The sequence below is a fragment of the Psychrobacter immobilis genome, assembly GCF_904846225.1.
Classification (GTDB): domain Bacteria; phylum Pseudomonadota; class Gammaproteobacteria; order Pseudomonadales; family Moraxellaceae; genus Psychrobacter; species Psychrobacter immobilis_F.
On the sequence record NZ_CAJGZJ010000002.1, the window covers coordinates 49,345 to 69,731 of the forward strand.

15 protein-coding genes are annotated in these 20,387 nt (G+C 40.9%); 5 read left to right on the plus strand and 10 right to left on the minus strand.

Annotated features, from left to right (window positions below):
* Positions 1-62 precede the first annotated feature (62 nt).
* The 4 genes from rlmD (at position 63) to JMX48_RS01915 (ending at position 6,353) form a co-directional block, all read left to right on the plus strand.
* On the plus strand, positions 63-1,604 hold the full coding sequence (gene rlmD, locus JMX48_RS01900) for a 23S rRNA (uracil(1939)-C(5))-methyltransferase RlmD (RefSeq protein WP_201533666.1): 1,542 nt from the start codon (positions 63-65) through the stop codon (positions 1,602-1,604).
* Between the two features lie 517 nt (positions 1,605-2,121).
* Positions 2,122-4,674, plus strand: a complete 2,553-nt coding sequence (locus tag JMX48_RS01905; protein ID WP_201533669.1) for a RelA/SpoT family protein — start codon at positions 2,122-2,124, stop codon at positions 4,672-4,674.
* Between the two features lie 56 nt (positions 4,675-4,730).
* On the plus strand, positions 4,731-5,675 hold the full coding sequence (gene mutM, locus JMX48_RS01910) for a bifunctional DNA-formamidopyrimidine glycosylase/DNA-(apurinic or apyrimidinic site) lyase (RefSeq protein WP_201533671.1): 945 nt from the start codon (positions 4,731-4,733) through the stop codon (positions 5,673-5,675).
* Positions 5,676-5,909: 234 nt separating this feature from the next.
* Complete coding sequence (locus JMX48_RS01915) at positions 5,910-6,353, plus strand: hypothetical protein (protein ID WP_201533673.1); 444 nt, start codon at positions 5,910-5,912, stop codon at positions 6,351-6,353.
* Between the two features lie 124 nt (positions 6,354-6,477).
* Here the strand turns inward: JMX48_RS01915 and mscL are convergent, their stop codons facing one another.
* The 3 genes from mscL to JMX48_RS01930 all read right to left on the minus strand — a co-directional run bounded on the left by mscL (position 6,478) and on the right by JMX48_RS01930 (position 10,696).
* Entirely contained in the window at positions 6,478-6,921 is a 444-nt protein-coding gene (mscL, locus tag JMX48_RS01920) for a large conductance mechanosensitive channel protein MscL (RefSeq protein ID WP_201533675.1), read from the minus strand.
* 287 nt (positions 6,922-7,208) lie between these two features.
* Positions 7,209-9,059: a translational GTPase TypA gene (gene typA, locus JMX48_RS01925; RefSeq protein ID WP_201533677.1), complete on the minus strand. Its 1,851-nt coding sequence runs from the start codon at positions 9,057-9,059 to the stop codon at positions 7,209-7,211.
* A gap of 362 nt (positions 9,060-9,421) precedes the next feature.
* Complete coding sequence (locus tag JMX48_RS01930) at positions 9,422-10,696, minus strand: OmpA family protein (RefSeq protein WP_201533679.1); 1,275 nt, start codon at positions 10,694-10,696, stop codon at positions 9,422-9,424.
* A 573-nt stretch (positions 10,697-11,269) separates the two neighbouring features.
* Here JMX48_RS01930 and JMX48_RS01935 point away from each other — a divergent pair.
* On the plus strand, positions 11,270-12,013 hold the full coding sequence (locus JMX48_RS01935; protein WP_201533681.1) for a prepilin-type N-terminal cleavage/methylation domain-containing protein: 744 nt from the start codon (positions 11,270-11,272) through the stop codon (positions 12,011-12,013).
* Positions 12,014-12,212: 199 nt separating this feature from the next.
* Here the strand turns inward: JMX48_RS01935 and recO are convergent, their stop codons facing one another.
* The 7 genes from recO to JMX48_RS01970 all read right to left on the minus strand — a co-directional run bounded on the left by recO (position 12,213) and on the right by JMX48_RS01970 (position 20,246).
* Complete coding sequence (recO, locus tag JMX48_RS01940; protein ID WP_201533683.1) at positions 12,213-12,989, minus strand: DNA repair protein RecO; 777 nt, start codon at positions 12,987-12,989, stop codon at positions 12,213-12,215.
* Positions 12,990-13,064: 75 nt separating this feature from the next.
* Complete coding sequence (gene era, locus JMX48_RS01945; RefSeq protein WP_413786335.1) at positions 13,065-14,030, minus strand: GTPase Era; 966 nt, start codon at positions 14,028-14,030, stop codon at positions 13,065-13,067.
* A gap of 364 nt (positions 14,031-14,394) precedes the next feature.
* The gene (rnc, locus tag JMX48_RS01950) at positions 14,395-15,192 is read right to left on the minus strand and encodes a ribonuclease III (protein WP_201533686.1); all 798 of its coding nucleotides are present in this window, start codon (positions 15,190-15,192) and stop codon (positions 14,395-14,397) included.
* A 116-nt stretch (positions 15,193-15,308) separates the two neighbouring features.
* Positions 15,309-15,701 (minus strand): DUF4845 domain-containing protein, encoded by a 393-nt coding sequence (locus JMX48_RS01955; RefSeq protein WP_227687853.1) that lies wholly within the window; start codon positions 15,699-15,701, stop codon positions 15,309-15,311.
* 147 nt (positions 15,702-15,848) lie between these two features.
* A complete protein-coding gene (lepB, locus tag JMX48_RS01960; protein ID WP_201533689.1) occupies positions 15,849-16,751 on the minus strand; it encodes a signal peptidase I in 903 nt (300 codons plus the stop codon).
* 101 nt (positions 16,752-16,852) lie between these two features.
* Complete coding sequence (lepA, locus tag JMX48_RS01965; RefSeq protein ID WP_201533692.1) at positions 16,853-18,649, minus strand: translation elongation factor 4; 1,797 nt, start codon at positions 18,647-18,649, stop codon at positions 16,853-16,855.
* Positions 18,650-19,001: 352 nt separating this feature from the next.
* Positions 19,002-20,246, minus strand: a complete 1,245-nt coding sequence (locus JMX48_RS01970) for a capsule biosynthesis protein (RefSeq protein WP_201533694.1) — start codon at positions 20,244-20,246, stop codon at positions 19,002-19,004.
* Positions 20,247-20,387: the final 141 nt, after the last annotated feature.

The window sequence follows — 20,387 nt, forward strand, 5'->3', positions numbered from 1 at the left end:
TATAAGTAATGGCTTCTACTCTCATTTTTCAGTTATTTATCATTTATTATTAAGGCAGGTTTATGCAACCCACCGATTCAAAAAAATCTACAGCGCTTGATGCGACGCAAAAAGCCAGCGATACTCCAGCGATTGCTATTCCACCTAATAAGAAAAAGTCTAAGCCGTCACCAAAAACACGTCGTCGTCTGAAAGAGGCCGAGCCACTGCCTTTTAAGATTGATGGTTTGTCGCACGATGGTCGCGGTGTTGCAGTATACGGTAACGGTTTTGGTACAGAGGACGGTCATGTAGAAGACAAACATGGCAAAAAAATCTTTGTCAGCTTTGCTTTACCGGGTGAAAGTGCTTTGGTTAAATTGACCAATAGCCGTACTAGCTTTGAAGAAGGTGACGCCATTAGCATCACTGCCAATCCACACCCTGAGCGTGCCGTACCACCCTGCCCGCACTTCGGTGTCTGCGGCGGTTGTAATTTGCAGCACTGGCAACCAGACGCACAAATCAATTTTAAACAATCTGTACTGGCCGAAATGCTCCTGCATCAAGCCAATATAGCGCCTGACAATTGGCTCGCCCCAGTGGTTGGTGATCGCCTCGGCTATCGCACCAAAGCTCGACTTGGCGTACGTTATGTCGTCAAAAAAGAAACAGCCTTGGTCGGTTTTCGTGAGCGCTCAAGTAATTTCTTAGCAGAGTTAAACGAGTGCCATATCTTAGATCCGCGTATTGGTTTTGAGATTGAAAATTTAAAAACGCTGATTAGCACCTTAGAGAGCCGTGACAAAATTGCCCAGCTTGAATTGGCAATGGGTGAACAAATCTCTGAACTGCCGGACGGCAATCAACCCGTTGCCCTCATTGTGCGCAACTTAGAACCGTTGTCAGACGCTGATGTCGATAAGCTAAAAGTATTTTTTGCTGCTCGCAATTGGCAGCTATATTTACAGTCTAAGGGCGTTGATAGCATTCAGCGTATCGCCTTGACGGATGCTGATGATATGAGTCAGCAGTTTGGACGCTTGTATTATCAATTACCAGAATATGATCTTACTTTTGAGTTTATCCCGACTGACTTTACGCAAGTCAACTTGTCTGTAAACCGTCAAATGACGAAGCTTGCTTGCGATTTGTTAGACTTAAAAGCGGGTGAACGCGTATTGGATCTGTTTAGTGGACTGGGTAATTTTAGCTTGCCATTAGCGCGCCTCGTTGGTGAAACAGGCTCAGTTGTCGGAGTTGAAGGTAGCGAAGCCATGACCGTACGCGCCGCTGATAACGCACGTCGCAACGGCATCAATAACACTGAATTTTATAGCCAAGACTTGACCCAAGATTGCACTGACAAACCGTGGGCCAATCAAGGCTTCGATGCGCTATTGATTGACCCACCACGTTCTGGTGCGTGGGAAATTATGCAGTATCTGCCCAAATTTAATGCTGAGCGGATTGTTTATGTGTCATGCAATCCTGCGACGCTTGCCCGCGATACAAAAGCATTGCTAGAGCAAGGCTATCGTTTGACTGATGCTGGAGTGATGGACATGTTCTGTCATACTGGTCATGTCGAGTCAATCGCTCGTTTCGAAAAAATAGCCGTTTAATTTATAATTTATAAAAGAGATGTTTGAGATAAAAATAGCCGTATTTATAGCGATTAATGCTTACCGAAAATGTGGGTTAAGCTGTGCTGATAAATAACGGCTATTGACTCTACTTATAGTCAAAATACCTTAAAAAACGCTACGATACTGCTTCTATCAATTTTTTGTAGCCTCTGTCTGCGCAAGCACAGCAAACAAGAAAAATTGATGGAAGCAGTGCATGATGTATCGATAGTGCTTTTCACTGACTATAAAAGCAGACATTACAGAGCCTCGCTTGATTTGTCGCCTCAAAATGAGATAATAATAAACAATCTTCCTATATTTGTTGAATCAAAACATAGTGAATATTTACACTCATAACTTTATATACTTTATGCACACTTTATCGCTGCTAGAAATAGATATTTTTAGCCGCCGTGTTGGTTTATACCTGACACTTTAAAATTATCAACCCGAAGTGTGTGCATAGTAGATGACGTTATAATCAATTCATGATAGCTAAGAGGAGTCGGCTATGGTAAAAATTCGTGAAGGATTACCGTTAGTGGATGGACAGACCACGCAAGTCGATAGTGCAGCACTTGCGGCGCAATTAGTAGCGAGTCAACGCTCTCATCAGTCTGCCAACAGCTATGCTCAAATCCCACTCGATATCAAATACCAGCTGTCTACTCACAAGCTACATACCACTTTTGATCGCTCAGCGTTGCATGCCTTTCACAGTCATGACCCAAAGCTTGAGAACGAGTTTTCTGATAATCCGCTTCTAGACGAAAATAATATTCTCTCAGAAAAAGAGCTCGAAGGGGTTGATTTAGATCAGGTAAGTATCGATATTCCCACCTGGCTAGACAATGTCGCCAAGCGTATTGGGCAAGATTCTGTGCCTAACTTATGCGCTGCTTGTGAGTTTATTCGTAGTCATATGAATACCAGCGAATCTGAGCGTTCAGGCGCCTATGTGACTGGTATTGGTATGACCGATATCTTGACTTATCTTTATCAAGACGAGGACGCTCTAGTCGCTGCGATGCTATATCGCAGCGCACGTAAGTCAATCATAAGCCTTAATGATATTGAAAAAAACTTCAATGCAGACATATCAACTCTTGTCAAAGACACTTTGGCAATGGGTAAACTGTCTGAGATTATTGAAAGCAATAAACGTTTAGAAGATCACTTTGTCAATAATCAGCGTGACCAGCTATCAAACATTTATAGCATGCTCATCTCCGTCACCAACGATGTGCGCGTTGTACTTATCAAATTGGCTGAGCGTACCTTTGCTATGCGTGAGTTGACCTTCTCTAATCAAGAACGTCAGACGCGTGTCGCACGTGAGGTCATGACTATTTATGCCCCACTAGCGCATCGACTGGGCATCGCGCAGCTTAAATGGGAGCTTGAAGACCTAGCTTTTCGCTATCTGGCACCTGAGCGCTATAAAGAAATCGCCAAATTGCTATCCGAAAAACGTAGCGAACGTGAGTCTTATATTCAACGTGTCCAAGACAAGCTCAATGAAGCCCTGTCAGAAGCTGGTATCGAGGCTGAGCTTTCTGGACGCGTCAAACATATCTATTCTATCTACCGAAAAATGAAACTTAAAGGCTTATCCTTTGATCAGCTTTATGATATTCGCGCGCTGCGAGTGTTGGTTACCAATCCTTCAGATTGCTATCATGTGCTAGGATTGGTACACGGTTTGTGGCGTTATATTCCTGAGCAGTTTGACGACTATCTCACCAATCCTAAATCTAATGGTTACCGCTCACTACATACGGCCGTTATTGCTGAGAACAAATCGCTTGAAGTACAGATTCGTACTCATGAAATGCACTTTGAAGCAGAGCTTGGCATGTGTGCGCATGTCAATTACAAAGAAGGCCTGAAGAATAAAAAAGACAATTATCTCAATCAGAGAATCAGCTCTCTGCGTCAGCTGTTGTCTATCAATAATGAAACCCGAAATCATCCACGCTCGTCTTTATTAACAGGCGATGAGATAGATGAGATGGGAATTGACGAAGAAGAGCAACTCGTTGATTTTGATGAATTTGAACGCATTTATATTTTTAGCCGTGATGGTGATATTACTGAACTGCCAAAAGGCGCGACCGTCCTTGACTTTGCCTATTATGTGCACACGCAAGTTGGCAACCGTGCGCAAGCTGCTAGAGTCAATCAGCGTTATGTGCCCCTAACCTATCAGCTCAAAACGGGCGAACAAGTTGAGATTATTACAAAGGCTTCCCGCGAGCCCAATCGCGATTGGCTGGTTGCTTCACTGGGTTATATCCATACCAACCGCGCGCGTTCAAAATTACGGCAATGGTTTAATAAGCAAGACCGTGACAAAAATATTGAAATTGGTCGTCAAATGCTTAGCAAAGAACTTGAGAGGCTATCGGTGCATCCCAATAGCATTGATTTAAATGACTATATTCAGCATTTTCACGTCAATACGACAGATGATATTATCGTTGGCCTAGTCACTGGCGAGATTGGTCTCAATCAGCTCACCAGTCATATTTCTCGGCAGCTACATCTAGAGCCCGAAAAACCGCCAGAAGATTTTGTGCTAAACGTAGATACTAGGGACGGCAGTAAACCCGATGCCTATAAAATTAGTATCAAAGGTTTGGATAATATTGAAATAAATTTAGCAGGTTGCTGTCATCCTGTACACGGCGAGCCAATTGCGGGCTATATCACCTTGTCACGAGGCGTGAGCGTCCATAATCGCGGTTGCCCTGAGTATTTACGGCTCATCGAACGAGATCCTGAACGCGAAATTGAGGCTGCTTGGCGGGTTCAGTCTGGCCGTTATCAGCCTGTTGACATTCATATAGAAGCCTATGATAGACGCGGATTGTTGCGTGATTTGACACAAATTATCGATAAAGAAAACGTCAATATCCGTCAGGTTGAGACGCTGAGCAATGATGACAATATTGCCTTTTTAAAGTTCCATATCGAAGTTTCAGGATTGGCGCATTTATCAAAGCTCTTAGCCAAATTAGAGCAGCAGCATGGTATCTTGCATGCTCGACGAGCCGTCGCTTAAATAAAAGGCGATGCCAAAACATATTTGTTTAACAATAGAGTTTTTATAAAAATACTATGCCTGAATTGCCTGAAGTAGAAACGACCAAAACGAGCCTAACGCCCTTGCTAGGCCAGCGTGTTGCTGATATAAAAATATTCCAGCCAAAACTGCGCTGGGCGATGCCAAATGACTTAGATAATCTAATTAATTACACATTAGATAAGGTTGAGCGTCGAGCAAAGTATTTAATACTGAATTTTTTGCCATTGGTAACCGATAAAGTTAATGCTACTACTCAAGCTGGCATACTAGCACCACGTCAGCTTTTGATTCATTTAGGCATGTCAGGTAGCTTACAGCAGCACAGTTATGGCACTGATAAACGCAAGCACGATCATTTGGTGATAGTTTTTAATGACGCTGATAATCAAAAATCTCAGCTACATTATTATGACCCAAGACGTTTTGGATCAGTTTTATGGTATGAGGATTATAGTGCTAAGCTATTAGATCATCTAGGCCCCGAACCACTATCAGAGGATTTTACTGCTGACTATTTATATCATTTAATTCAGAGAACCAATAGATCTGACAAAGATACGACTGATGAGATCACCAGCAAGGCCGAATCAAACAAGCGACTTCAACCTATTGCACGCCCTATCAAATCGGTCATTATGGAACAACAAATTGTGGTTGGCGTCGGTAATATTTATGCGACAGAAAGTTTATATTTAGCGGGGATTCATCCTGCTACTCATGCCCATAAACTGTCTTATGATCAGATTACTATTTTGGTGGATCATATTAAAGTCATCTTACAAAAGGCGATTAAGCTTGGTGGCTCAACACTAAGAGATTTTACCGTTGCAGATGGTCAAACAGGTTATTTCCAGCAGACATTGAACGTGTACGGTAGACAAGGTGAAACTTGTCCACATTGTGATACGGTGCTCGAAAATATCAAATTAAGTGGCCGAGCCAGTGTTTACTGTCCACACTGTCAACCTATTATCTAAAACCTTGTGATAGCCAACGCATTTCTAAGTCGGTACGGTATTAAACACATTTGCTGTGCGCATTTATATTGCTTATTTACGCGCATCTTGCTTTAATAGCGCTAGGATTTACATAAATACGTCATACTGTTTATTTATCTGTAATATTTACTCTATTTATCGTTGCGGTGATATTTCTTCATAGAAGTGACAGCAACCAGTAATCATACTAACTATGAATTTTAGGATATCGTTATGACTGTTAAAGCTAAGAACCAGTACACAGTTAAACAGAAAGTTTTTACTGTTGTTGCAAGTTTAAGTTTATTGGTCACTAGTATGCAGCCTGCCGCAGCAGCCATAGAGATTGATGAAACAGATTTTGGCCCTTCCTACGGAACGATGGTCGTTGATACTGTGGTGGGTAAACCCCTACAACTTGTCAATGCCGTTGCTGGTACTGCAGCTTATCTTGTGAGTCTGCCCTTCTCTCTTATCGGTGGTAATGCAGATCAAGCACAGCAAAAGCTATTTGTGGAACCTTGGAATGCGATGGGACGCTGCTTAGGATGTACTGTAGCCGAAGACAACTACTATAAGTCGCAAGTGGTTAACAATGACAATACCGTGCGTATCGTCGTTGATCAACCATCAGAGATTCTAATCAATACCAATGATTATGTCGTAGTGACGCCGTAAACTGCTATCGTTTAGACTTTTTGTATGACATCCCTATATTAGAAATAACAACTTTATAAATTGACAATAAAAAAGGCTAACATTGTGTTAGCCTTTTTTATTGTTTCAGCCAAGCTAGAAAAATTTATTTTGGAATAGTAGTATTGCTCAGCTTAGCACTGATCTCACGAAGCAGTTGCACCTCTTCTGAAGGTTGTTTTACCACTTCTTTCACTTCTTCTTTACGACGTAACTTATTAACCATTCTAACCATCATAAAAATAATAAAGGCCAAAATTAAAAAGTTAATCAGAATCGTAATAAAGCTTCCGTATGCTAACACTGGGATGCCCGATTGTTTAATTGCATCATAATTCATAGCCACGCCCTCAGGTACATTACCTAAGACTAAGAACATATTCTTAAAATTGATTTCACCACCTGCTATAAACGCAACGATCGGCATTATAATGTCTTCAACCAAAGACTTTGTAATAGTAGCGAAGGCTCCACCGATAATGACACCGACTGCCAAGTCCATCACATTACCTTTTATAGCAAACTCTTTAAACTCAGAAACCATACTCATTATTTTCTCCTCAAAATACTAATCGGTAACCAGATAAGTAACTCAATAGCTGACCCAATATTGAGCTCTAAGAGTAATAGTTAGAAACACTACTACTGTCGATCATTGTTTTTTTATTATATAAAAATTACAGCCCAAAAAAAAGCAATATAAAATGAACTTTATTTAGTCCACTCTATACTGCTAGTTTTTTAGCTATTTGGATACCAATCATAAAATCATAATGGCATCAAATGCTTCTATAAAATATCAATCCACTAAATCACTTGGTGATTTATAGATTGATATTAAGCACCTTTCTTACCACGACCGTGACGCTTACGCTCGCTTTCAGTTAAATAGCGTTTACGAAGACGAACGGCTTTTGGTGTTACTTCAACTAACTCGTCGTCTTGAATGAACTCAAGTGCCTGCTCAAGAGTGAACTTGACAGCTGGTGTCAAAGTCAAAGCTTCATCAGTACCACTAGCACGAACGTTGGTTAACTGTTTAGCAGTAGTAGGATTGACGGCCATATCGTCGTTACGAGAGTTGAGACCAACAATCATACCTTCATAAACTTCAAGCTGTGGCTCAGCAAATAACTTACCACGCTTCTGTAGATTAAACAGGGCAAAGCCTAGGCAAGTACCGGTTGCCATAGAAACCAATACACCGTTAGAGCGACCACCAACATCACCGATCTTTTGCGGACCATAATGTGAGAAGCTTGACGTCATGATGCCACTACCTGAGGTCAGTGTTAGGAACTCTGAGCGGAAACCAATCAAACCACGAGCTGGCATGGTTGCTTCAATGCGCATACGACCTTTACCGTCAAGTTCCATATTGGTCATCTCGCCTTTACGTAGACCAATCTGCTCCATGATAGAACCTTGATGTCCGTCTTCAATATCAAAGACAACGTTTTCATATGGCTCATGTAGCTTACCATCAACTTCTTTAACGATAACTTCTGGGCCTGATACACCCATCTCGAAACCTTCACGGCGCATGTTTTCAATAAGCACAGACAAATGAAGCTCACCGCGACCTGATACTTTAAATTTATCAGGAGACTCAGTATCTTCTACACGTAACGCAACGTTATGAATCAGTTCACGCTCAAGACGCTCGCGGATGTTACGTGACGTGACAAACTTACCATCACGACCAGCGAAAGGTGAGTTGTTTACTTGGAAGTTCATAGATACGGTTGGCTCATCTACCGTTAGTGCTGGTAGGGCCTCAACGTTAGTAGGATCACAAATCGTGTCTGAAATATTAAGCGCATCAATACCTGTAATACAGACGATGTCACCCGCTTGTGCATCTTCTACTTCGATGCGGTCAAGACCGTGATAGCCCATAATCTTTAAGATACGGCCATTACGCGTTTTACCGTGCTTATCAATAACAGTGACTTGTGTGTTTGTTTTAACTTTACCACGTTGAATACGACCAATACCGATAACACCAACGAAGCTATTGTAATCAAGGCTGGAGATTTGCATACGGAATGGCGCATCTGCATCAACCTGTGGCGCTTGTACCACATCAACGATAGTCTTGAATAGTGGCGTCATATCATCAGCTAGATTGTCTGACTCTAGACCTGCAACACCATTTAATGCTGATGCATAAACGACTGGGAAATCTAACTGCTCGTCAGTTGCACCTAGATTGTCAAACAAATCAAATATTTGATCCATTACCCAATCAGGACGTGAGCCAGGACGGTCAATTTTGTTAATAACAAGAATTGGCTTTAGACCTTGCTCAAATGCTTTTTGTGTCACAAAACGAGTTTGAGGCATTGGACCGTCAACAGCATCGACAACTAGAAGTACGCAATCGACCATTGACATTACACGCTCAACTTCACCACCGAAATCGGCGTGACCTGGGGTGTCGACAATATTGATACGATATTCAGTGTCTTCAGTCTTATCTGTCCATCGAATGGCTGTATTCTTAGCCAAAATAGTAATACCACGTTCTTGCTCAATATCACCTGAGTCCATTGCACGTTCAGCAATGTTTGCACGGTCGCCGAAAGTACCAGATTGATGTAATAACTTATCAACCAAAGTCGTTTTACCGTGGTCAACGTGGGCAATAATTGCAATGTTACGCAGGTGTTTGATATCGTTCGCCATATAAAATGCTCGTTTTGTCTTAAAAAAATGCAGTAGCAGTAAGCGCCGCTGGATAAACTTCTATAATAAACCAGACAGACATTGAATATCTATTTTTAGAAAACCTCATAATACTGAAGGTCAAAAAATATCAAATAATTTTAATATAATCAAATATCTATGCTGATGAATTCATCGTACAGATGGCTATGCTAATGTACATTCTGTCAATTTACAGAATGTTTGGGCGGCTAGTATAACATTATTGCTTCATAAATTTATGTAATAACTTGCCTTTCTCAATACATAAATAAAAAAAAGCCACCCAGTGGGTAGCTTTTTTTGTAACTAACTATTTAATATCATAGCCAATTGGCTAATACTTACTGAACAACCATATCTTTAGTTTGTTCAACAGTCATTGTTTTGTCACCAGTGATGATGGCATAAACACGACGGTTCATAGCGCGACCTTCTTCAGTATCGTTTGGCGCGATTGGTTGGTCATAACCATAACCAACAGTTGATAGACGGTTTGGAGCGATACCGAATTCGTTTGTTAGCATAGATTTAACAGCAACGGCACGGGCTTCAGATAGACGTTGGTTATAACGTGCTGAAGGACCAGTTTTAGAAGCATGACCTTCTACACGTGCTACAGAGTTAGGATACTCACGCATCTTCTCTGCTACTTTAGCAATTTCTGGTTTGTATTGGTTTTTGATACCTGATTTGTCGTTATCAAAGAATACACGTAGTTCCATTTTCAGCTCATCAGTAATATCTACTGGTACTGGGCAACCGCGCTCATCAACTACTACGTTCATTGGAGTGCCTGGGCATGCATCGATGCTATCAGGTACGCCATCACCGTCAGAATCAAGATCAGATTCAACGATTACGATTGGAGTATCGTCAATCATTGGCTCTTGCATTGGTGGTACTGCTACTGTAGGTGCTAAATGGCCACCAAGAACAACTTCTAGACCGGCCAAAGCCATGCCTTCCCACCAGTTGTTATCAAAGTTATGAATCGCACGAGCTTCACCACGTAGGCTTAACGCGTCGTTGATACGATACATAGCACCAAGACCTAAGTTACCAATAGTGTCTTTAGAGCTTGCTACTTCAGTACCAGCGTCAACTACTTGACCATTAGAATTAGTATACTGTTCTTGGTTCTCTACTTCGATCTTAGATTGACCAGCACCAATTAGTACATATGGCTTAAGTGCATTATCAGTGTAACCAGTGAATTCTTCAGTACCAATTAAGAAGTTACCAGAAAGCATGGTTTGTTCAACGTCAAAGCGGTTAGCACCAGACTTTGCTGAATCTTCAGAAGCTTCGCCATTGGTGTTTGTAACACCATATTCTACTTGGAACTGAGTAGATGGAGTCAGTTCGATACCCAATGCAGCACCAGTATATAGACCACTTTCCTGAGCAACGCCACCGTTAGGGTTACCTACACGATCAGTGTTTGTTTGCAAGTTCTTACCAGTGGTAAGTAATTCACGTTGCTTATCAGATGTATCACCAAACTCTTCAGTCATGTGATAACCAAGTAACAATGGGCTGATTGTCACGCCAGCGTTAGATGCTACAGGTACGGCCGCTACAGCAATCAGAGCTAGAGCAATTTTATTCAATTTCATGGACTTCCTCCAAAGGATAATTTTAGTAATGCGTTAAGCAAAACCGATTTTCAAGACACTCTAAATTAGACATCTTTGACGCATTTTAAGTTACAAAGCAAAACCAATTAAGGAGTAGCTTAGCGATTATCAATCCAGTTTACAACTTTTTTCGTTAACGAGCTACACATTATTACACGATAATGTTGTAACTAAAACACAATAACCAGCTCAAGTTACCTAGAACTAACACACCTTACGCTTTTCATCTTTTGTATGTCAGTTCACAATAGAATAAAAACCTAATCTCATCTATTGTCTGAGCGCATTTTAATACAGTTAGTAATTTTTCTCTATTATTAAAAGCTTTTATTCACTAATTGAAACATTTTTTGACAGTACACATATATTCTGTTTATATTACAATAACCGACATTATTCTGCTATTATAACAAACGGCCATATTTTAAATTTTTTGTAACGCTCATGAATGAACCTTACATTTCAAAAACTGCTTGATTTATACCCGAATAACGATCAAAAAACAACATCACTCTACTTAAAAAAATTCCACCCTTTAGACACTGAAACCTTATGGCATTACCTTTTAAGATCTCATCAAGTTATGGAAAGCTCTCTACTGTTATTCTACTCATATTCATCTTATTCAAACATGAAACTATTCACAACCTATACCCTATCTGCACACTTCGAACTTATATTGCACTTTTTTGCAAAATTATCTTCAATGAAAACACTTCTGCAAATACAAATTTTTCTAAGACTGATTTTTCTACGACTGTAGGCAGGCAAGGTTTTACGTTGTTGGAACTCATTACTACTGTCGCTGTACTAGCGGTTATCATTGCCATCGCAACCCCAGCTATTCAAACCCAATTAGCACGCATGGAAGCCAAAAGAATCAAAAATCAGATAGAAAACACTCTGAACTTAGCGAAAGCTGAGAGTTATATTAGAAAAAAGAATGTAATTGTTTGCCTATCTGACACTAAAGGACATTGTGATAGAAACAGTGATAAGTGGCTATTGGCATTTATAGACAAAAGCCATAGTAAGAATTTTGATGCTCAAGTAGATGTACTAATAACTCAGCAGTCATTAAACCTTAAATACAGTCGGTTAAGTTTAAGAGTAGGAAATAGAAGACATTACATTAAGTTTTGGGGTGATAGTGGTACACCTCGAGGGCATTTCGGACATATCAAATATTGTCCAACCGTTGCTTATAATAAAGCAATGTATCTTATATCGTTCAATCAGACAGGCATTATCAAACAAAAATTTAATAAAAATCATCCTACTCAGTGTGGCAAATAATTAGATTAAGATATGATTTTTTTAGCTATATATCTTTTATTCATCGTATTTTTCATTATGATAACGGCTCGATCAATTCCTAAAAATACAGAATCTGCGACGAATGCATGGCCGGTGTTCAATTTGTAGTTGCTCTACACTTGCGTAATGACATTAATATTAATTATCACAAAAACAGTATTAGGCGTGCCTTGTATTGCTACTGGTAACGCTGATACTGCTGCCATAGTAAACGACTTTGCAGTGGCTGATAATCGAGCAAATGATCGATTAGATATCGATGTAGCTTTGACCAATTATTCAATGTTGTTTCAGTCATACCTAGCTGTTCCATCTCAATCAAATCAGTACCAGCGAAATAACTCTCGTTAGTAGCACTTTCTAAATGTTCAGCCTGTATATTATTCTGCAAGACAGCGACTAAACCCACATCGGGTAAAAAACGATAAGCGCAATCAGGCACAATAATATCTTGGACACTGTCATGCGTTAGCGTCAAGCTAAAACCCAGCTCGCTAAACAAGTGCTGCTCAAATTGGCGCAAACACAAGCGTAATCCATTCGCGCTCAGAGGCTGTCTCAGTTGCTGTAGACTGTTTTGATAATGCTGCCACAACACTGGCATCGGGTCTTCAGTCGGCAACAAACGCCATAGTATTTCATTCAAATACAACGCTGAGTATTGCTGTTGACCGGTAATATTTTCGTAAGGCACTGACGCTAAGGCAACGGTAGTAATATCTTCTTTTTCGATATTGGTTTGAGTGAGGTTTTGAGGTGCGATATGAATTTGGCTGAATGTCTTTAAATCACGTTTACCAGTGGCAAAGAGCTGTAAAGGCATAAATAGCGGTGCGCCTGTTTTCCCAACACCATGTATGACACCATGCTGCTGAGAAAACAAATAATATAAGGCGCGCTTTTCTTGATAGGGGCGCTGATGTAATAAATAACCGATTAACGCTTCATTACGCATTTTTTATTACCTCAGCATGGAGCTTTGTGCTGCAAGTACGAATACAATTGCCAAAAAGCTATCGTTCAATCGCTATTAATAGCCTAAACTGGTCAACGCACGTTCGTCATCAGACCAGCCGCGCTTAACTTTGACCCACAGTGTCAGCATGATTTTTTTATCGAAAAGCTGCTCCATATCCTTACGGGCATCCATACCAACTTGCTTAATACGTTGGCCTTTGTCACCAATAACAATGGCTTTTTGACCGCTGCGCTCAACGTAAATAGTAGCGTCAATAAACGTACAGGCCTTACGTGGGCGACCTGTTTTTGGATCAGTATGTGCAGGCTCATCTTTGAACGCATCAATTTGTACGGTCAAATCGTAGGGCACTTCATCGCCCGCACTACGCATAATTTTTTCGCGGATGATTTCACTGGCTAAGAAACGCTCTGAGCGATCGGTAATCTGCTCTGTATCATAGATAGGCGCAGCGACTGGTAGATGTGAGGCAATGACCTCTTGCAGACGATCTAAATTTTGATTTTTTAGAGCAGACACTGGTACGATATCGGCAAAATCAAAGCTGTCACTGAAAGTTTCAATAAGGGGCAGCACACTACCTTTATCTTTTAAGGTATCAGATTTATTGATGACCAATACGACCGTCAAGTTCGTATTGCCAAGTTTCTGTAATGTCAGTAAATCATCATCACGCCATTGATCTGAATCCACAACGAACAATACCAAATCAACGTCTACTAAAGCAGAGACCGCTGCTTTATTCATACGCTCATTAATAGCACGCACTTCATTACGATGAATACCTGGCGTATCCACAAATACCGCCTGCATCTCATGGTTCGATAAAATACCATGAATACGATGACGAGTCGTTTGCGGTTTACGTGAAGTAATAGATAGCTTTTGACCCAATAAGTGATTCATCAAAGTTGATTTACCGACGTTTGGACGTCCAACGATGGCAACGTAGCCAGCCTTAAAGTCATCAGTAATGCGCGTATGACTACTTGGCGCAAAGAACTCTTCAATGGCCATATCATTTTCTAACGTGACATCTTCTGAGTGATCAATACTATTGTGAAGGGTATCAGCATTATCTTGGTTTTGATTGAACTCTGTATTTTCGGTCATATCGTTGGCACTATCTTCATTATTTGGCGGCAAATCAGTACGATTACGCATAGATTAATCCTATAGGGTTTATAACCAGCTAAACGGTGCTTGATGATGTAGTGGTTATATCAGCACTAAAAAAGCGAAACCATCATCGACTGGAAAATATTTGGGGGTTTAAAATAAGTAACATTTATGATAAGTAGAACAAGGGCTTATCAAAATAAAAACGTATTAGAAGGCTTCAGTACAATTGAAGTTATGTTTACCACGAATCTCATATCAACTATGAACGTTTTTTAGCCGAACTTGGCAACTTATGCAACTGATTAATCATAAGTTCTGCGGCTTTTTGTTCAGCGATACGTCGGCTTTCACCAGATTCCGTAATATCGGCACAATTGCTGATGTTGACATGACAACGTACGACAAAAATCTGATTCGGTGCGTTGCCACGCGTTTCCATAAGCTCATAATTTGGCAAATCAAATTGCTTAGATTGTAGCCATTCTTGCAACCGGCTCTTCGCATCTTTCAGGGCTTTTTGGTCATTCACACTATCGATTAAATCCCCATACCATGAGAGAACACAACGACGAGTAATGTCCATATCTTGGCTGTCTAAATAAATCGCACCAATTAAAGATTCTACGGCATCAGCTAATATAGAGGCGCGATTACGACCACCGCCTTTTCGTTCACCAACACCTAGTATCAGATGATTAGAGAGCTCTAGGTTTTGAGCAATAATAACCAATGACTCTTGGCGCACCAAAGTCGCACGCATGCGAGTGAGGCGGCCTTCATTTTGGCTGGGATAACGATGATATAAAGCTTCACCCACGATCATCCCTAAAAGCGCATCGCCCAAAAACTCTAAGCGCTCATAATTTTTTTTGCTATCAAATGAGCGATGTGTCAATGCGAGTTTTGGCAGACTCAAATCATTAAACACATAGCCTAACTTGCGCGTCAGTATTGCTAAACGCTGAATAAATTCAGAGCTAATAATAAGCGTGTCAACAGACGCGTTATTGTTTGGGGGAGTAGATACCGCTTGAGAATGTTGCGAAGTTGGTTTCATGCGAGGCTTATGGTTATCCCTTCTGTTTTACTGATGTAGTTAGTAATAAGATTTATTATTTATAATCGCTTTAAGTCTTATGAGGAAAATTCGGGATTTTTTAATACCCTGTTCAACTATTTTGCGGTTGCCATTTCGATATCACCTTCAAAGCGATTCAAAATATCAATATTACCAAAAAAGTTATTGGTGACTGCATATTGCTTATGAATAGCCAACTGACCTGTTTTTTTATCAGTAAAAGTAAATACATCTTCGGCATTGGTGTCATATTCAGCATTGATAGATAACTGTCTATTGACACGTTCAACGAACTGCTTGGCCGTTTCTTTGTTGTTATTTGATTCTGCAAGCTGTGCGCTCAAGATCTTGGTCAGTTGATAATCTCCAATTTGAGCGGGAACGATAGCAATGATTAGTTTGGCAGCAATAGCCAGAAATATAATGGTTAAAACAATACCCGTTACACTAGCACCACGCTGCACGGCCAATCCAGATAATTGCTGCATTATAGTACTCCTCTACTGGTAGATAACTATATTTGGTACCTACCTATCTGATAGGTAATCATTTATTAAATAGCAACAATATTAGCATAAAACTATTATCGATAAATCAACCAATAGAGCGTCTCGTCAACTTAACTGCTCACGCATTTAATCAATGGCGCCATTGCGCTGGAATGTTGGTACATTTAGACCTGGTGGTTTGTGCATCCAGATATAAACGGCCTTACCGGCTAAGTTTTCGTCAGGAACAAAACCCCAAAATCTTCCATCAGCACTTCGATCGCGGTTATCACCCATCACAAAATAATGACCTTCTGGAACTTTAATTCGCCAAGTAGTACCTTCTGAACTCACTACTTCTGGCGATTGCTGCTGTAAAAACGGTGCATACTGAGAACTATTCATCCCATTCAAGTAGCGAACAAGATGCTTGTGGTTATCTGGCGACTCTTGGAAGTAACGCGCCTCAGATTCTTCTTGCTGCCCCAAGCCTGCGGCCCCTTCTTCTGTCAGCATCTGCCCTGGCGCAATTTCTCCGGGTGAGTAAAGCTGTGAAGTCAATTCAGCATCTGGTAAGAAATCTACAGGCTTAGTATCGATAGGCACATCATTAATAGAAATGGTACCTTGGTCGTAGCTGACAGTATCGCCAGGCAGACCAATAACACGCTTAATATAGTAAATACTTGGGTTTTCAGGGTAGCGGAATACGGCGACATCACCATGTTCCGGCTCGCCCGTATCCAATACTTTATTATAAGTCAGGGGCAGTCGTACCCCATAGGCGTATTTATTGACAGCGATAAAGTCGCCCGTGTATAACGTTGGCACCATAGACGATGACGGGATATTAAATGGCTCAATTAAAAATGAGCGTACTATCAATACTATTGCCAATACAGGGAAAAAGTCATAAGCCCAGCGGATCAATAGGCTTTCTTTGCCTCGTCCGCGAGTCTTGCGCTGCTTGAACGCCAGCTTATCTAACAGCCAGACAATACCTAAGCCTATAGTCAACGGCACTAAAATTAAATTGAAATCAAAATCCATACTAGTTTGCCTATTAACGAGCTGCTGCTTTAACGGTTGCTATTCATCAATTAATTGCACTAATGATTGTCACTTTTACACCAACAATGAATATTCACTACTTATTCGACTTGCAGTACAGCCAAGAAGGCTTCTTGTGGAATCTCCACATTACCCACTTGCTTCATGCGTTTTTTGCCCGCTTTTTGCTTAGACAATAGCTTTTTCTTGCGCGACACATCGCCACCATAGCATTTAGCCAGTACGTCTTTACGCATGGCTTTGACGGTACTACGGCCGATGATTTGACCACCAATAGCCGCTTGAATTGCTACATCAAACATCTGACGGGGAATCAGCTCTTTCATTTTACCAACAAGCGCATTACCACGATACCGTGATTGAGTTTCATGCACAATCATTGCTAAGGCATCGACTTTATCACCATTGATTAGCACATCCACTCTGACCAATTTATCGGCTTGATAACGCTCAAAGTTATAATCCAACGACGCAAATCCACGAGAAACAGACTTCAGGCGATCAAAGAAATCCATGACGACTTCGCCCATTGGAATATCAAATATCAGCTGTACTTGTCGACCCATAAAGCGCATATCAACCTGAGCACCTCGACGTTCAATACACAAGGTCATCACATTACCCAAATACTCTTGCGGTACTAGAATTTGACAGCGAGCAATCGGCTCACGAAACTCTTCAATATTGTTCGACTCAGGTAAATGTGATGGGTTATCGACATAGATAACCTCACCGTTCTTTTTCTCAATCTCATAAATCACAGAAGGTGCTGTCGTGATCAAATCCAAATCGTATTCGCGCTCTAGACGCTCTTGGATAATCTCCATATGGAGCATACCTAAGAAGCCACAGCGAAAACCAAAGCCTAATGCATCAGAAGTATCAGGCTCAAAAAACAGCGAAGCATCATTAATTTGCAGCTTTTGCAAGGCTTCACGGAATTTTTCGAAATCTGTAGACTCTACTGGGAACATACCAGCATATACTTGCGGCGTGATTTGCTTAAAACCAGGAATACGGTCAACATCAGGCGTTTTAGAATGGGTAATCGTATCACCAACTGGCGCGCCAGCAATGTCTTTGATACCAGCAATAATAAAACCGACTTCCCCTGCCTCTAAGATACCGGTATCTAATGGCTTCGGTGTAAATACACCAATAGAGCTAACGGGATGTGCTTCTTTGGTCGATTTGATATAAATCTTATCGCCTTTTTTTACGGTGCCTTGGCGCACACGTACCAAAGAAACCACACCCAAATAACTATCAAACCATGAATCAATGATTAACGCTTGTAGTGGCGCTTCACGGTCGCCAGTTGGTGCTGGAATAAATTCGACCAACGCTTCTAACAGCTTGTCGACGCCCAAACCGGACTTGGCAGATACTCGTGGTGCATCAACAGCGTCAATCCCAATAATATCTTCAATTTCTTGAATAACGCGTTCAGGCTCAACTTGTGGCAAATCAATTTTATTAAGTACCGCCATCACCTCTAAACCCTGATCAACAGCGGTATAGCAGTTGGCTACAGACTGAGCCTCTACCCCTTGCGCAGCATCGACGACCAATAGCGCGCCTTCACAAGCGGCCAATGAGCGCGACACTTCATAAGAGAAATCAACGTGTCCTGGGGTATCAATAAAATTAAGCTGGTAACGCTCACCATTAGGATGGTCATAAAACAACGTGACCGATTGCGCTTTAATAGTGATACCACGCTCGCGCTCAATATCCATGGAGTCAAGTACTTGCGCCTGCATTTCACGATCTTGCAGGGCGCCGCACATTTGAATAAAACGATCAGCAAGCGTCGACTTGCCATGATCAATGTGGGCAATGATTGAAAAGTTACGAATATTGGCTAATGCAGTCACAAAGCGCCTACTAAATTAAGGGTGATAGAATAATAAAATAAAAAGAATAAATAATGCTGATAAGCGCAATAGATAAGATCATCGTCTTTAAATAAAGAGGAGATAATCAGAATAAGCTTGTTCGTTAATAGTGCTATTTCTAATCACTGCTCAGGACACGAACTCTTATGCGCAGGCATGAAAGAGTATTCTAGCAGTTTTCCACTACAAAGTAAGGCGATTTTATTAGCAGAGGCGTGATTTACAGGTGAAGTTACGAGCAGAAAACGCTAAAGACAGAAAGTCAGGTGCTTAGCAAAGCGCTGTTACCTTCTAGCAGGTTAATAAACAACCACCATTCAAGGCAAATAAACTATTGAGGTGTATCTTTTTCGGAGAGATCACTCTTTATAGAATTGCTTCCAACTGGATACAGATATTTATGCATCCATGGCGACTTACCATAAAAAGCACCATTGATTTGAGTTTGCTCTATCAAATACTCACGGAATCGCAGATAAAACTCATTGTCTGGATTTTTAGGTTGCTGCCAAAACTCATCAAGCGGTTTTTGATCGATAAGCTGAGGCGTATTGTAAATAGCACGGCCCATAACCTTGGTCGGTTTTTTGTGATATACCGACTGCAGACCTGTTGTACTATTAATTGTCACCATGCCGATACTATGCTTCATTAAGGTTGGCAGATGCATGTCACAACCATAAAAAACCCGATGTGCCACTTGATAACGCACAGCCAAGCTCGCAACCAACTCACGGTAATCTCGATGACCTCGATCTAACGGATGGTGTTTAAATACTAATAGCTGTTGCTGATTGGCACAATCTGCAAAACTTGCAATAGACTCATCAATGAACTGCACCACGTCACGGTAATCACTATGATGCGTAATCTGTGAGTCATTGTGCACTTGTAAGCTAATCAAAAAGTAATTATGACTGTCTTGATTTGTCAGCCTGCTTTGCAATTGCTTATCAGGTAAGTATCCTTTGAGTTTACGCCATGGTGCTTTGAGCCACGCTATGGCCTCTTGCCATGCAGTCATACCGCGATAATGCGAGTAGTGCGGATAGCGACTTTTATATACCCAAGCGATAATGTAGTAGACGATAGCAGCAATACTCAAACGATAAAAACGATTGTGGGTATATATCGGATGGTCATTGGCTTTTTTGAGCGCTTTAATATCAGCCGTATTCAAGCGTGAGTAGCCATTGATGCCGTACTCTTGCAAGGTAATATAATCAGGACGCAAATACCCTTCTTCAAATACAAAAAAAGAGATACCCAATCGATCACTAGTACAGGCAGCTTGCGTATGATGCGGACGACAATCACCAAAGCATACAATAGCATCAATACTATTTTTTTCGATAAAATCCTGCAACCAAGAAGAAAAGCGCGCTAAGGTGTCGGTATATTCATAAGTATTATCATGATGATAAAAAAACGCATCGCCAGCATTAAAATTAACTTTACTAACCTTAATATCTTGAGATTGCAAAAATGTCGAAAAACGGTTAAAAAATCCGCCCATCTTCCCTTGTAGCAGCAAGACATGTCCATGAGTAAGCAAGTGAGACATCGAAACTGCCATAGTATTGGGCTACCATTAATTGACGGATAAAAAAGAAGCGCGAAAACGTATATTAAGCTGTGAAAATACACACCATTGATAGGTGATTATATCGAAAAAATCCATGCTTGTCGCAGTGGTTCTGCGTTACCCATCTACAAT